Source organism: Streptomyces sp. NPDC007095 (assembly GCF_040634475.1).
In the GTDB taxonomy this organism is placed as follows: domain Bacteria; phylum Actinomycetota; class Actinomycetes; order Streptomycetales; family Streptomycetaceae; genus Streptomyces.
The window spans coordinates 1-14213 of record NZ_JBEYFS010000276.1 but is presented as its reverse complement, the minus strand read 5'-3'; the positions used below and the strand labels follow the sequence as shown (position 1 = coordinate 14213).

13 protein-coding genes are annotated in these 14213 nt (G+C 70.7%); 7 read left to right on the top strand and 6 right to left on the bottom strand.

The window, feature by feature from the left end; translation table 11 throughout:
* Nucleotides 1-86: 86 nt before the first annotated feature.
* Entirely contained in the window at nucleotides 87-1331 is a 1245-nt protein-coding gene (locus tag ABZ656_RS50595) for a crosslink repair DNA glycosylase YcaQ family protein (protein ID WP_360278454.1), read from the bottom strand.
* Between the two features lie 95 nt (nucleotides 1332-1426).
* Complete coding sequence (locus tag ABZ656_RS50590) at nucleotides 1427-2620, bottom strand: helix-turn-helix domain-containing protein (protein ID WP_360278457.1); 1194 nt, start codon at nucleotides 2618-2620, stop codon at nucleotides 1427-1429.
* A 259-nt stretch (nucleotides 2621-2879) separates the two neighbouring features.
* Between ABZ656_RS50590 and ABZ656_RS50585 the strand changes: the two genes are divergently transcribed.
* The 3 genes from ABZ656_RS50585 to ABZ656_RS50575 all read left to right on the top strand — a co-directional run bounded on the left by ABZ656_RS50585 (nucleotide 2880) and on the right by ABZ656_RS50575 (nucleotide 6507).
* Nucleotides 2880-3806, top strand: a complete 927-nt coding sequence (locus ABZ656_RS50585) for a proline dehydrogenase family protein (protein ID WP_101400844.1) — start codon at nucleotides 2880-2882, stop codon at nucleotides 3804-3806.
* A 49-nt stretch (nucleotides 3807-3855) separates the two neighbouring features.
* On the top strand, nucleotides 3856-5496 hold the full coding sequence (pruA, locus tag ABZ656_RS50580) for an L-glutamate gamma-semialdehyde dehydrogenase (RefSeq protein ID WP_101400845.1): 1641 nt from the start codon (nucleotides 3856-3858) through the stop codon (nucleotides 5494-5496).
* A gap of 144 nt (nucleotides 5497-5640) precedes the next feature.
* Nucleotides 5641-6507, top strand: coding sequence for an alpha/beta hydrolase (locus ABZ656_RS50575; RefSeq protein ID WP_360278450.1), 867 nt, complete (start codon nucleotides 5641-5643; stop codon nucleotides 6505-6507).
* Nucleotides 6508-6538: 31 nt separating this feature from the next.
* Here ABZ656_RS50575 and ABZ656_RS50570 read toward each other — a convergent pair whose 3' ends face one another.
* The 3 genes from ABZ656_RS50570 to ABZ656_RS50560 all read right to left on the bottom strand — a co-directional run bounded on the left by ABZ656_RS50570 (nucleotide 6539) and on the right by ABZ656_RS50560 (nucleotide 9171).
* Nucleotides 6539-6745 carry a DUF5988 family protein gene (locus ABZ656_RS50570; RefSeq protein ID WP_054234564.1) on the bottom strand — a complete coding sequence of 69 codons (207 nt, stop codon included), beginning with the start codon at nucleotides 6743-6745 and terminating at the stop codon, nucleotides 6539-6541.
* 155 nt (nucleotides 6746-6900) lie between these two features.
* The gene (locus ABZ656_RS50565) at nucleotides 6901-8835 is read right to left on the bottom strand and encodes a glycoside hydrolase family 97 catalytic domain-containing protein (RefSeq protein WP_360278446.1); all 1935 of its coding nucleotides are present in this window, start codon (nucleotides 8833-8835) and stop codon (nucleotides 6901-6903) included.
* Between the two features lie 105 nt (nucleotides 8836-8940).
* Complete coding sequence (locus ABZ656_RS50560; RefSeq protein ID WP_360278443.1) at nucleotides 8941-9171, bottom strand: hypothetical protein; 231 nt, start codon at nucleotides 9169-9171, stop codon at nucleotides 8941-8943.
* Nucleotides 9172-9204: 33 nt separating this feature from the next.
* Between ABZ656_RS50560 and ABZ656_RS50555 the strand changes: the two genes are divergently transcribed.
* Both ABZ656_RS50555 and ABZ656_RS50550 read left to right on the top strand, forming a co-directional pair.
* A complete protein-coding gene (locus tag ABZ656_RS50555) occupies nucleotides 9205-9579 on the top strand; it encodes a hypothetical protein (RefSeq protein WP_360278440.1) in 375 nt (124 codons plus the stop codon).
* Between the two features lie 205 nt (nucleotides 9580-9784).
* Nucleotides 9785-9913: a hypothetical protein gene (locus ABZ656_RS50550; protein WP_097286358.1), complete on the top strand. Its 129-nt coding sequence runs from the start codon at nucleotides 9785-9787 to the stop codon at nucleotides 9911-9913.
* Between the two features lie 103 nt (nucleotides 9914-10016).
* Here the strand turns inward: ABZ656_RS50550 and ABZ656_RS50545 are convergent, their stop codons facing one another.
* The gene (locus tag ABZ656_RS50545; RefSeq protein ID WP_360278436.1) at nucleotides 10017-11585 is read right to left on the bottom strand and encodes a metallophosphoesterase family protein; all 1569 of its coding nucleotides are present in this window, start codon (nucleotides 11583-11585) and stop codon (nucleotides 10017-10019) included.
* Nucleotides 11586-11727: 142 nt separating this feature from the next.
* Here ABZ656_RS50545 and ABZ656_RS50540 point away from each other — a divergent pair, with 142 nt between their 5' ends.
* Both ABZ656_RS50540 and ABZ656_RS50535 read left to right on the top strand, forming a co-directional pair.
* The gene (locus ABZ656_RS50540) at nucleotides 11728-12771 is read left to right on the top strand and encodes a 3-isopropylmalate dehydrogenase (protein WP_054234560.1); all 1044 of its coding nucleotides are present in this window, start codon (nucleotides 11728-11730) and stop codon (nucleotides 12769-12771) included.
* Nucleotides 12772-13036: 265 nt separating this feature from the next.
* The gene (locus ABZ656_RS50535; protein ID WP_101400850.1) at nucleotides 13037-14125 is read left to right on the top strand and encodes a branched-chain amino acid aminotransferase; all 1089 of its coding nucleotides are present in this window, start codon (nucleotides 13037-13039) and stop codon (nucleotides 14123-14125) included.
* Nucleotides 14126-14213 lie beyond the last annotated feature (88 nt).

Sequence of the window (14213 nt, the reverse complement as noted above, 5' to 3'; positions counted from 1 at the left end):
GGGCCTGTGCCCGGCACGCCGAGAGCACGCACCTGACGCCGCAGGGCCCGCCCTCCGGGCGGACGACGGGAATTTGACGACAGGACCTAGGACCGGCGCAGGGCCGCGCGCCAGGGTTCGGGTACCGTCTCGCCGTACTCGACGTCGGTCGCTCCCACGAGGGTTGCCAGGTCGGCGAGTTGTCCGGTGACGGCCTTGCGCAGGGCCACCGTCGGTCTGGCGTCGGGCTCCAGGTAGAGGCCCTCGACCAGCAGGGTGCCCCGGTTCCGGTCACGACGGGGCGAGACACGGCCGACCAGGCGGTCCTCGTGGAGGATCGGCAGCAGGTAGTAGCCGTACTCCCGTTTGGCCTTGGGCATGTACATCTCGTTGCGGAAGGCGAAGCCCCACAGGCGTTCGGTCAGACGCCGGTCGCCCACGAGGTTGTCGAAGGGGGAGAGCAGCGCGGTGCGACCGTGCCAGTCACCGGCGCGGATCGCCTCCAGCTCGGCCATGGCGTCGACGTGCACGTACCACGTCTCGGTGGCCGAGGTGGCCCCCTCCACCCGTACGGGTATGACGCGACCGTCCTGCGTGAGGGTGCGCAGCACCTCGGCCAGGCCGTCGTACTTGCCTCGCAGGAAGTACTGCTTGATGTCCAGAGGACGGGCGACGCCGAGGGCGCGCAGGGTGTGCTCCGCGGCCGTGGTCACCATCTCCCGCGCCGACACCGCGACCCGGTCGGCGCCGGGCGGCAGGCAGGCGTCGGGCAGGCCCCACAACCGCCGGCCCGCCTCGCGTCCTGCGACCATGATCCGGCCCTGAAGCCACAGGAAGGTCAGCATCCGCTCGACGTTGCGGCCCGCGGTCCAGCCGCTGGAGGGCCACTCCATGACCGAGCGGTCCTCGAAGGCGTCGGTGGACAGCGGGGTGCCTTCGGCGAGCCGGGTGAGGATGTGCTCCAGGAGCCCTTCGTTGGCCTCCATCCACACCTTGGTCAACGACAGGTTCTTCGGGGGATAGCCGTCCATCGACACCCGGTGGATCGGATAGTCCTCGGTGAGCACCAGGGCCGCGGCGTGCGCCCAGTACTCGAACAGCCACCGCTCCCCCCACCACAACTCGCCGAGATGCGAACCGGCCCCCGCCCCGAGGCGGCTCCACACCACGAGCTCATGACTCGGCGCCACGACACTGATGGGGTCCAACTGCAGATAGCGCAACGACCGCAGAACGGCCCGCAGCCCCTCCCCGTCACCCGGCGGACGCGCCCCGCCGAGCCACTGCCGCGACAGCGCAAGCCGACGCGCGTCCACCTGACTGATGGTCAACTTCTGCTGAGGTGTGGGCATTCCGGGTCCCCTGCTCCCTGCTCGGTGCACCGTTGCCTGAGCACGCGGCGAGCGTTTCGACGGGACACCCTACGGCTGATCGCCGCGCGCAGGCATTACAGTCGCGCCCCCTTCAACGCCATGTGCAGCAGCAGGCGGTCCTCGCCGTCGTCCAGGTCGAGGCCCGTCAGCTGCTCGACGCGGGACAGGCGGTAGTAGAGGGTCTGCCGGTGGATGCCCAACTCCGCCGCCGTGCGCCCCGCCTGGCCCGCGCAGTCGAGGAACGCCTCGGCGGTGCGGGCGAGTTCACGGTGCGCGGGGGAGAGGAGGGTGCGGACGGCGGGGTCGTGGGCCGCCTCCGGGGGGAGCGCCGTGAGGAGGCGGTACGGGCCGATGGAGGCCCATTCGGCGACCGGGCCGAGGCGGGGCTCCGCGAGGACGGCGCGGGCGGCGGCGGACGCCTCCTGCCAGGCGGCCCCCAGCTCGGCGAGGCCCACCCGGGCCCCGGCGACTCCGGCGGCCACGGCCGTCCCGTCAGCCTTGGCTGTTCCGGCCCCCGCCCCCTGCCCGCCGCCCCCGCGCTCCCCGTCCGCCTCCCGTACGAAGCGTGTCGCCGCCGTGAGTGCCGGAGTCAGTACGTCGGCCGAGCGCAGCCGTACCAGAAGGGCCAGGCCCTGGCCGGTGGTCCCCCACGGCACCGTGCACAGCGCGGTCGCGCCCGGCACCGTACGGACCGAAGGGGCGTCGTCCGGGTCGGCGGAGGGCCAGGGGGCGACGCACACCACCGCGTGCAGGCCGTCGCCGCGCGGGCCGAGGGCGGTGCGCAGCTCGGCCACCGCCATGTCCCGCTGCCAGCCGCGCTCGGCGGTGAGGACCGCGCGCAGCTCGCGGGTGAGGTCCGCGCCCGCCTGCGCCTCGTCCGCGAGCAGGTCGCCGATGCGGGCGGCGACCTCCATCGCCGCGGAGAGCTGCGCCTCGGACGGCCCGGGGTCGTCCTCCAGCAGCCAGACGTAGCCGAGGACGACACCCCGATGGCGTACCGGCAGGCAGATCCGGCCCCGGTACACGCCCGCCTCCGGGGTGGGCGGGATGTGCACGGGGGCCGTCGCGCGTGTGATGCCGAAGCCCTCGAACCAGGTACGGACCGCCGTCGTGGAGCGACGGGTCAGGATCGAGCGGGTCCGTACGGGGTCCAGGGCCGACGGGTCGAGCTCGCCCTCGCTGTCGTACGCGCCGAAGGCGATCAGCTCGAAGTCCCGGTTCTCCAGCGTCGCGGGCACGCCGAGGAGCGCCGAGATCTCGTCGACCAGCTCCTGATAGCCGCCGTGGTCGCCACGGGGGTCCCGGTGGTCCCTGTGCTCTCTGTGATCCCTTTGTTCGCCGCTCACCCGGGCATTCTCCCGCAATTCCGCCGCCCTTCATACATCTGTCTGAGATCCAGGGCACGGATGCGTGACAGCTGTCGATGGCTCAGGATCGGAGGGATCCTTAGGTTTCACGGTGGTTCTCCGTGCCGTACCCGAATGGTCGGGATACGGCCTTCTGCTCGCCTTGTTGTGGAGGTGCCCCGTGCTGGGTCCCGTGATTCTCGCCGCGTCGCGCAGCGACCGGATGCGCCGCTTCGTGTCGGCGGCCCCCGGCACCAAGCAGGTGGTCGCCCGCTTCATCGCCGGTGAGAGCGTCGACCAGGTCGTTCCGGTCGTCCAGGACGCCGTCGCCAAGGGTCTGGAAGTCACCCTCGACGTCGTCGGCGAGGACATCACCACCCGCGAGCAGGCCTTCGCCGCCCGGGACGCGTACCTGGAGCTCATCGAGCACCTGAAGGAGCTGGACCTCGGCACCAAGGCCGAGATGTCGATCAAGCTGTCGATGTTCGGGCAGGCGCTGGAGGGCGGCCACGAGCTGGCCCTCGCCAACGTGCGCCCCGTCGTCGAGGCCGCCGCCGCCATCGGCACCACCGTCACCCTGGACGCCGAGGACCACACCACCCTCGACTCGATGTTCGCCATCCACGAGGAGCTGCGGAAGGACTTCCCGGGGACCGGCTGCGTCATCCAGGCCTATCTGTACCGCACCGAGGCCGACGCCCGCCGCCTCGCCGCGAGCGGCAGCCGCGTCCGCCTGGTGAAGGGCGCCTACAAGGAGCCCGCCGAGGTCGCGTACCAGGACAAGGCCGAGACCGACAAGGCGTACGTCCGCGTCCTGCGCGTCCTGATGGAGGGCGAGGGGTACCCGATGATCGGGTCCCACGACCCGCGCCTCATCTCCATCGCGCAGGAGCTGGCGCGCAGGGCCGGGCGCAAGCTGGACGAGTACGAGTTCCAGATGCTGTACGGCATCCGCGGCGAGGAGCACCTGCGGCTCGCCGCCGAGGGCCACCGCATGCGGGTGTACACCGCGTACGGCACCGACTGGTACGGCTACTTCATGCGCCGCCTGGCCGAGAAGCCGGCCAACCTCCTCTTCTTCGCCCGCAGCATTCTGACCAAGGGCTGAACCACGGGCCGAGCCCGAACCACCCGCTCACAAAGGAGTTACGGACACCATGGACGCTGTGACCCAGGTCCCCACCCCCGTCAACGAGCCGGTGCACGGCTACGCCCCCGGTTCGCCCGAGCGCGCCCGCCTGGAGGCCAAGCTCAAGGAACTGGCGGAGAACCCGATCGAGCTGCCGATGACCATCGGCGGCGAGAAGCGGCTCGGCGGCGGTGAGCGCTTCGAGGTCGTGCAGCCGCACAACCACAAGGCCGTCATCGGCACCGGCGCGCACGCCACCCGGCAGGACGCGCAGGACGCCATCGACGCGGCCCTCGCCGCCGCGCCGGCCTGGCGCGCGATGTCCTTCGACGACCGCGCCGCGATCATCCTGCGCGCCGCCGAGCTGCTGGCAGGCCCCTGGCGCGAGACGCTGGCCGCCTCCACCATGCTCGGCCAGTCGAAGACCGCCCAGCAGGCAGAGATCGACTGCCCCTGCGAGCTCGTCGACTTCTGGCGCTTCAACGTCGCCTACGCCCGCCAGATCCTCGCCGAGCAGCCCCCGGCCAACTCGCCGGGCGTCTGGAACCGCCTCGACCACCGCCCGCTCGAAGGCTTCGTCTACGCGATCACGCCGTTCAACTTCTCGGCGATCGCGGGCAACCTGCCGACCGCGCCCGCGCTGATGGGCAACGTCGTGGTCTGGAAGCCGTCCCCGACGCAGACCCACGCCGCCGTGCTGCTCATGCGGCTCCTGGAGGAGGCCGGTCTCCCCAAGGGCGTCATCAACCTCGTCACCGGAGACGGCATCGAGGTCTCCGAGGTCGCCCTGGAGCACCGCGACCTCGCGGGCATCCACTTCACCGGGTCGACCAAGACCTTCCAGTACCTGTGGAAGACGGTCGGCAACAACATCGAGAAGTACCGCTCGTACCCGCGCCTGGTCGGCGAGACCGGCGGCAAGGACTTCCTGGTCGCGCACCCCAGCGCCGACCGCGCGGTCCTGAAGACCGCCCTGACCCGTGGTGCCTTCGAGTACCAGGGCCAGAAGTGCTCGGCCACCTCCCGCGCGTACATCCCGGCGTCCATCTGGAACTCCGGGTTCAAGGAGGAGTTCGCGGCCGAGGTCGACTACCTGACCATGGGTGACGTCACCGACCTCGCGAACTTCGTCGGCGCGGTCATCGACGAGCGCGCGTTCGCCAAGAACAAGGCGGCGATCGACCGGGCGAAGGCCGACCCGACCTGCACGATCGTCGCGGGCGGCTCGTACGACGACTCGGTCGGCTACTTCGTGCGCCCGACCGTCGTGGAGTGCTCGGACCCGGAGAACGAGGTCTTCAAGACGGAGTACTTCGGCCCGTTCCTCGCCGTGCACGTGTACGACGACAGCTCGGCCGAGAGCTACGACGAGATGCTGACCCAGATGGAGTCGGCGTCCGACTACGCGCTGACCGGCTCGGTCGTCTCGGGCGACCGTGCGGCCGCCGCGTACACGATGGAGAAGCTCCGCTACGCGGCGGGCAACTTCTACATCAACGACAAGTCGACCGGCGCCGTCGTCGGCCAGCAGCCCTTCGGCGGCGGCCGTGCCTCCGGCACCAACGACAAGGCGGGCGCCCCGCAGAACCTGATGCGCTGGACGCTGACCCGCGCCATCAAGGAGACGCTGGTCCCGCCGACCGACTACACGTACCCGCACATGGGCTGATCAGCCCTTCCGAACCCGGGCCGGGAAGCCCGACCTCCGAGCAGGCTTCCCGGCCCGTCTCCATGTCCGGCCCGTCTCCATGTCCGACCCGTCTCCGTGTTCGGTCCGTCTCCGTGTCCGGGTGTCCGCGGGCAGAATCTCCCCATGGCCCGGACGCGGAGTGAGACGGTCGAGACCGACGACGGAGTACGTCTGTGGGCGGAGCGGTCGGGTGCAGGCCCCCCGCTCGTGCTGTGCCACGGAGGACCCGGCCTGTGGGACATGTTCACCGACGTGACGGAACTACTGGCCGACGTGACTCCGGTCGTCCGCTGGGACCAGCGAGGCTGCGGGCGCTCGGAGCGGAGCGCCGCCGGGCCCTGGACGAGCGAGCGGTTCGTCGCCGACCTGGAGGCCGTACGGCGGCACTTCGGGCTGGAGCGGATGACGCTGCTCGGCCATTCGTGGGGTGCGCAGCTGGCGCTGAGCCATGCGCTGGCCCATCCCGAGCGGGTGAACGCGCTGGTCTATGTGAGCGGTACGGGGATCGGACCCGACTCCGACTGGTTCGACGGCTTCAAGGCGAACCTCGTCGCCCGGCTCGGTGAGTGCCCCGAACGCCTGGCCCGCTGGCATGAGTTGACGGACCGTCCGGTTCGCTCCGAGGCGGAGGAACGGGAGCGTGCGGTGCTGCAGTGGTCCGCCGAGTTCGTGGACCGCGAGCGGGACCTGGAGCATGCCGGGCGGATGGCCGAGCGCTGGTTCGACATCAACACCGAGTGCAACAAGGCCTTCAACGCCGAGCGGAGAAGAACCTGGGGCACCCCGGAGCTGTACGCCGCCTGCCAAAGGCTCGACCTGCCCGTGGTGATCGTCGACGGGGCGCGCGACATCAGGCCGCGCTCGGCGGTCGACTCACTGGAGAGGGCGCTGCCCCGGGTGCGCCGGGTGATCCTGCCGGAGGCCGGTCACCTGCCGTGGGTCGAGGACCCGAGGGGCTTTCGGGAGGCGGTGACGGCGGCGTTGCGGTGATCCGCCGTCCCTCGCCGCGGCGGAGGTGGCGTCACCCGGCGAACTCCGTCCGCTCCCACCACTCGTACACGGGCAGCCTGCCTTCCGGCGTGTCCGCCTGCCGTGGGGTCGCCCTGAAGTGTTCGTATCCACCGCGCAACTCGATCTTCACGTCCGTTCCAGGAGGCGGGACCGGGACGATCCGCTCGGGCAGATCGTCCGGGCCGCCCTCGAGCAGTGCTTTGGTCGTGTCGCTCATGACGTCACCGTTCCCCCTGCCGGAGCCCGATGTCGCATGCCGCGCGGAGGATCAGTCGTGTGGGCGATCCGCTGCTCAGCCGTCGGCGGTCGCCGTGCACGAACGGCTCCCCCGACCCCGTGCCGGGCCAGGGGAGCGTGGGACGCTTCGGCGGGTCAGTTCTCGCAGGTCGTACGGCCCTCGTGGGCGCGACAGGCGAGCGCCGCGAAGCCGCCGTCCGCCACGACCGGTACGGTCAGCGTGCCGCCGCCCCGGACGACGCGCGTCTGGCGCACCAGGCCCGACGGACCGTCCGTCAGGGTCTCCACCAGCCAGCGGCCCGCGCCCAGCCGCAGCGGTACGTCGACCGTGCGGGCCGCGCCCGTGAACGTGCCGCCGATGAACCACCGGCCGTCGGCGGCGCGCCGGGCGAGGACCGCCGAGCGGCCCGGATCGCCGGTCAGCAGCCGGGTCTGCTCCCAGCGGGCGGGAAGCTGCTCCAGATAGCGGCGGGCCTCGGGCCGCGCGTCGTACGACTCCGGGGTGCCGGAGAGGTTCTGGATCCCGGACTCGTACAGGACGCTCAGACCCAGCTCACCCGCGTCCGAGGCGACGTTCGGGCGGTACGGGCGGTGGAAGGCGCCCGGGGTGAAGTCCATGGAGCCGATGACATTGCGGGTGAAGGGGAGCGAGGCCAGCTGCTCCGCCGTGTTGTTGCGCTTCTCCTCGCCGCCGACCCCCTCCATCGTCATGACCTGCGGCCAGGTGCGCTGGATGCCCTTGGGGATCGTCGAGCCGTGGAAGTTCACCATGAGGTGGTGGCGGGCCGTGGACTCCAGCACGTCGTCGTACCAGCGCAACCGCTCCTGGGACTCCGAGTCCATGAAGTCGATCTTCACGCCCTTGACGCCCCATCCCGCCAGGGTCGAAAGCCACTTCTCGCGCTCTACGGGATCGGTCAGCAGGCTGTAGTGCAGCCAGACGTGGATGCCCACGCCCTTGGCCGCCGCGTAGCGCACCAGCTCCGGCATCCAGCTGTCCGTCTGCCACTGGGGATCGATCACCTCCCAGTCGCCGGTCTTGTAGTACCAGCCCGCGTCCACCACTTCGTACGGCCAACCGCGCTCGGCCGCGTAGTCCACGTACTTCTCCTGGGCGGCCAGGCTCTGCCCCGCCTCCTTGCCGCCCGCCAGCCAGGTCCACAGCGCCGGGCCCGGCTTGATCCAGGAGGTGTCGCGGACCCGGGACGCCGGGGCGAGGTCGTCGATGAACGTCGACTCGGTGACGGTCGCGACATCACCGGTGACGAGCGCGCGCCAGGGGGTGGTGAGCGGGCCGGTCGTCAGGATCGGCTCGTCGTTCCAGAGACTCAGCCCGTACGTCGACGAGTCCGCGGTGTGCGTCAGGTGGGCCCCCGCGTAGGTGCCGTTGACGTCCGACTCGGCGATCAGGGCGTAGTCGCCGTCAGCGGCGGCGCCGTTGCCCCCGTCCGTCCTGAACAGGCCCTGCATCATGTACGCGCCCGCCGGTGCCGCCGCCGCGGAGTCGTAGCGGGTGAAGCGGAGCTCGTTGTCGGCGCGGTAGCCGCCGAGGAGGGCGTTCGCGCCGGTGGGGAGGGTGAAGGCGGATGCCTCGCGCAGTACGTTGCCGTGGTTCTGCGGCAGGACGTAGCGGTAGGCGACGCCGTCGCGGGCGACCCGTGTCACCAGGTCGAGCCGGGCGCCGTCGGCGGTGCGGAAGCGGAAGCGGGCCTCGGTCATGCGGGCGACGCGGTCGCGGGACTTGCCGGTGGGGCTCGTGTAGTGCTGGGTGATCGTGCGTTCGGAGCGTCCGGTGAGGGTCAACCCCTGGGAGAAGTCGGTCTGTTCGGTGACGAGGCCGAGGGGGGAGGGCTCCAGGACCGTTCTGCCCTCGCGTCTGACGGCGAGCGTGGGATGTCCGTCGGACCGATCGAGCGCGACGACCGCCGTCGGTGAGCCGTGCGGCCCCTTCACCTCCCAGGCGGCCCGCGCCGTCCCCTCGGCGCGGGCGGGGAGCGCCGCCACCGCCGTGGCGAGCAGGGTGGAACAGAGCGTCAACACGATGGTGCGGGCCCGTAACTGGACCGACATCAGGAACCCTCCTTCTCGCAGTCATCACCTGTATTCATCCGATGATTGTGAGAGTGAAGGTGCGCGATGGGCCTGTCAAGGCGTCCAACCGCATCAGAGATAGGATCAATTTTCGACGACGCACCTGGCCTCCTCCGCCACCCGCGCCAGCGCCCCCGCAGCCACCGGTGCGCCGTCCACCACGCTGTGCGCCCGGCCGCGCCGTGTCGCCGTGATGTGCGGCAGCGGGTCCGGCAACTCGCCCACGTCCAGGTCGACATGGGTGCGCAGATCCGCCGGGTCCTCCTCGCCCTCGGGCGGCAGCCGCAGCCGTACGCCGGGTGCCTTTCGGGCCACCAGTTCCAGCAGCGGGGCGGGACGCCGGTCGCGGTGATCGCGGTCGTCGCGGCGCTCTCCGGTGTCGCCCGTTCGGTCGGCCTCAGCGGCTACGCGACCATAGCCTTCAGCGAGACCCCGCCGGAGCGGCTGCGCGACGCCAACGCCCTCTTCGCGACCTCCCACCAACTGGCCGCGGGGCTGGGCGTGGCCGTCACCGCCGTCGCGCTGCGCGGGGGCGCGGCGCTGACGGACGGGACGCGCTCGGCGTACGCCGTCGCGTTCGTGGTCCTCGGCGTGCTGTGTCTCGTTCCGGCTGCGGGCGCCCTGCGGCTGCACCCGGCGGCGGGCGATGCCGCGCGAACCGTTGTCCCAGCTCAGGGCCGTGTGACCCAACCCGCCGTCTCAGATAGTAGGAAGTCCGACTAACTGTGGAGACAGATGCTCCTTCCTCGCTTAGTTTTGTAGGAGCCGAACGTCTCGCTAGACCAAGCGAATGGCGGTCGTGAGCCGGAGCCCCTGGCAGGCAACCCCTGCGGCGCCGCTCCCCGCCCCCGGCGTCTCGTATCCCTCCCTCATCGCACTTCCGGTGGTCCGTTCCGGGCCGCTTCCGGAAGCAAGGAGTCGATTCATCATGGCCGAGACGACCGTCCGCCGAGTCCGCCACGTGTCCCGCACGAGCGAGTCCGACCGCAAGAACGCGGCCGCCGCCCTCCAGCGCGCCCTCGACCGCAGGGACAACGGCGGCGAGACGGGTCACTGACCCGCCCGCACCCCCCTCATACCGGGAGCCGCACCCGCACGGGGTGCGGCGCGGGGTTCACGCCCCGCGCCGCACCTCGGAGTGCCGAGCCGCTGCCGTGCGCTCAGCCACCGCGCCGCACCTCGAAGTGGTCGATGCGCCTGCCGCTCTCCGCGAGCGCCGACACCTTGAGCCGGGGCGTCGTGCCCGCCTTCGCCTCCACCGAGAGGAAGGAGAAGCCGGCGTACCGCACCCGGGACCACTCCACCGTCTCCCGCTGCTGGTCCTGCGACTTGGTCCAGTGGAAGCTGCTCACGGACTCGTGGCGTCCGACGTGCCCCTCGTAGCTGTCCTTCACGCCCGACGGGAAGCCGTACAGATCCTTGCCGCCGCCCCCCGCGGTGACGTAGACGATCCCGTCCCGCGTCGGATCCGTCGAGCCGCCCACCGGCACCGAACGGCCCACCCCGCCCTTCTTCACGGCGTCCGTCCGCTCGTACACGTGGTTGTGCCCGTTGATCACCAGGTCCACCTGGTGCTTGGCGAACAGCGGCAGCCACGCCGCGCGCACCCCGCCGTCGGAGGCGTGCGCGGACGTCGAATAGGCGCAGTGGTGGAAGAAGACCACGATGAAGTCCACCGCCGCCGAGGAGCGCAGCTCGCCCAGCTTCCTGTCCAGCCACTTCGTCTGCTTCCCGCCCGTGTAGCCCTGGTTGGCGGGAATCTCGTACGACACGTCGTTCGCGTCCAGTGCCACGATGCCGACGTTGCCGTACGTGAAGGAGTAGACGCCCGGTGCCGTCCGGGGGTCGAAGCCGCTGTCCGGGAGGGAGAAACGGGCCGCCTGGCCGCCGTAGCCGTCCGGCGAGTACCAGGCCTCCATGTCGTGGTTGCCGGTCGTCACCATCCACGGCACCGACTTCGCCACCGGCTCGGTCTGCTTGAGGAACAGGTCCCAGTACCCGGGGTCGAAGCCGTCCGACTTCTTGCCGCGCCCGGTCCCGTCCGCGTAGCAGATGTCACCCGCGTGGAGGTGGAAGGCGGGCTTCTGGCGCAGCAGCACCTTGTCGTTGGCGAGCGCGGCCGAGCTGACGCCCTGGTCGCCGAAGGCGGTGAACACGAACTTCTCCGGGTTCGCGGGCGCCGTGCGGAAGGAGCCGACGGTCGGCCTGTGCGCCGGTGAGGCCGGGTCGAAGCCGTCGTGGCCGACGCCGTAGTAGTACGTCGTGCCGGGCTTCAGACCGTCCAGGGCCGCGTGCACGTAGTACTGGTCCAGTGCCAGCCGTACTCCCGTGACCCCCGGCGTGTGCAGGGCGCGGACCTCGGCCTCGACCTTCCGGCTCAGCTGTCCGGGATGCGTGCCCACCCGCAGATACGGCCTCCGGACCGCGAGCGGCACCTGCCAGGAGACCCGCATCTGGCTCTTCGGGTCGGCGCCGAAGGCGAGATGCCGGCCGAAGGGGGTGACGACGGAACCGTGCACCTGCCCGGTGACGCTCGTGCCCGGGGCGGGGCCGCGCGTCACCGTCCCCGACGGGGACGAGCAGCCGGCCAGCAGCCCGCCGCCCGCGAACGCACCCGCCGACACCAGGGCGCGGCGCCTCGTGAGCTTCGTACGCAGGTACTCGTACTGCTCCGCCATGCTCATCCGGCTCGCGAGCTGCTGCGGAATGCCGAAGTCGGGAAGGTCCATGTCCGTGAACTTCCCAGCAAGTCCCAACGCCCGCCATACGTACGGGTGAACGCACGTCGACGATACGATCCGCGACACCCCGACGATGTCCGGATGGCGGACACCTCGTGTCATTCCATGGGACACGGAGTACGGTGCCTTCATGTCTCGCAGCATCAATCTCGCAGTGATCCCCGGTGACGGCATCGGCCAGGAGGTCGTGGCCCAGGGGCTGAAGGTGCTCTCCGCCGTCCTTCCGCAGGATGTGAAGCTGGAGACCAAGGAGTTCGACTTCGGGGCCAAGCGCTACCACGCCACCGGTGAGACCCTCACCGAGGCCGACCTCGACGCCCTCAAGCAGCACGACGCGATCCTGCTCGGCGCGATCGGCGACCCCTCGGTCCCGTCCGGCGTCCTGGAGCGCGGCTTCCTGCTCAAGCTCCGCTTCGCCTTCGACCACCACGTCAACCTGCGTCCGTCGAAGCTCCTTCCGGGTGTCGCCACCCCGCTGGCCGGCCAGCCGGAGATCGACTTCGTCGTGGTCCGCGAGGGCACCGAGGGTCCGTACACGGGCAACGGCGGCACGATCCGCAAGGGCACCGAGCACGAGGTCGCCACCGAGGTCTCCGTCAACACGGCCTTCGGTGTCGAGCGTGTCGTCCGGGACGCCTTCGCCCGCGCGCAGGCCCGCCCGCGCAAGAAGCTGACGCTGGTCCACAAGAACAACGTGCTGACCTTCGCCGGTCACCTCTGGACGAACGTCTTCAACAAGGTGGCCGAGGAGTTCCCCGAGGTCACCACGGACTACATCCACGTGGACGCCGCGACGATCTACCTCGTCACGGACCCCGCGCGCTTCGACGTGATCGTCACCGACAACCTCTTCGGCGACATCATCACCGACCTCGCCGCGGCCGTCTCCGGCGGCATCGGCGTCGCCGCGAGCGGGAACATCAACCCCTCCGGCGAGTTCCCCTCGATGTTCGAGCCCGTGCACGGCTCGGCGCCCGATATCGCGGGCCAGGGCAAGGCGGACCCCAGCGCCACCGTCCTGTCCGTCGCCCTCCTGCTGCGCCACCTCGGCTACGAGGCCGAGGCCGCCCGCATCGAGGACGCCGTCTCGGCCGACCTCGCCGAGCGCGTGGGCAAGCCTGCCCGCAGCACCGAGGAAATCGGCGACGCGCTCGCCGTACGAGTAGCCGGCTGACCCGCCGCGCCACATACCTCCCGTAGGAGCCGCCGGGTCGCATCCGCACCCGGCGGCTTTTCCTATGCCCTCGCCGGGTGTCACCATCAACAACCCCTGGGTAACCCCTGGGCCGTCTTCACCCCGTTTCGTCCATGGCTTCGCGCGCGCGATAATCGAACGCGGAGCCGCGGGAATGAGGGAATGCTCGGACGTCCTAGTACTGGCCACTGGCAGTACGGGCGTGAGCGCGGCCCGTCACACACAACCGGTGAAGGACAACCACATGACGACGCCCACGATCGAGCTCAAGCCCTCTTCGCAGCCCCGCTCCGCGGCGGAGCGCGAGGCGATCCTCGCCAACCCCGGGTTCGGCCGCCACTTCACCGACCACATGGTGACGATCAAGTGGACCGAGGGCCGCGGCTGGCACGACGGCCAGCTCGTTCCGTACGGCCCGCTCTCCCTCGACCCCGCGAACATGACGCTGCACTACGCGCAGGAGATCTTCGAGGGCCTCAAGGCCTACCGCCAGCCCGACGGCTCCGTCGCCACCTTCCGCCCGGACAAGAACGCCCGGCGCTTCCAGGCCTCCGCCCGCCGGCTCGGCATGCCGGAGCTGCCCGTGGAGACATTCATCGAGGCCTGTGACCTGCTGGTCCAGCAGGACCGCGCCTGGGTCCCCGCCCATGGCGGCGAGGAGTCCCTCTACCTGCGTCCGTTCATGATCGCGACCGAGGTCGGCCTGGGTGTGAAGCCCGCCAACGAGTACCTCTTCCTCGTCATCGCGTCCCCCGCGGGCGCGTACTTCGCGGGCGGCGTGAAGCCGGTGTCGATCTGGCTCTCCGAGGACCATGTGCGCGCCGTCCCCGGCGGCATGGGCGACGCCAAGACCGGCGGCAACTACGCGGCCTCCCTCCTCGCCCAGGCCGAGGCCGCGGCGAAGGGCTGCGACCAGGTCTGCTACCTCGACGCAGTCGAGCGAAAGTGGATCGAGGAGCTCGGCGGCATGAACCTGTACTTCGTGTACGGGGACAAGATCATCACCCCCTCCCTCACCGGCTCCATCCTGGAGGGCGTCACCCGCGACTCCCTCCTCACCGTCGCCCGCGACCTCGGCTACACCTCCGAGGAGGGCCGCGTCTCCATCGACCAGTGGCAGCGCGACGCGGCGAACGGCACCCTGACGGAGGTCTTCGCCTGCGGTACGGCCGCGGTCATCACCCCCGTCGGCACGGTCAAGCGCACCGGCACCGAGTGGCAGCAGTCCGGCGGCGAGCCCGGCGAGGTCACCCTGAAGCTGCGCGAGGCGCTTCTCGACATCCAGCGCGGCATCAGCGTGGACAAGCACGGCTGGATGCACCCGCTGGGCTAGGCCCTGTCGTCAAATTCCCGTCTGCCCCGCGACGCCATGCACGCACTCTCACCGCACCAGGCACAGACCCAAGTACGTCCAGTACGAG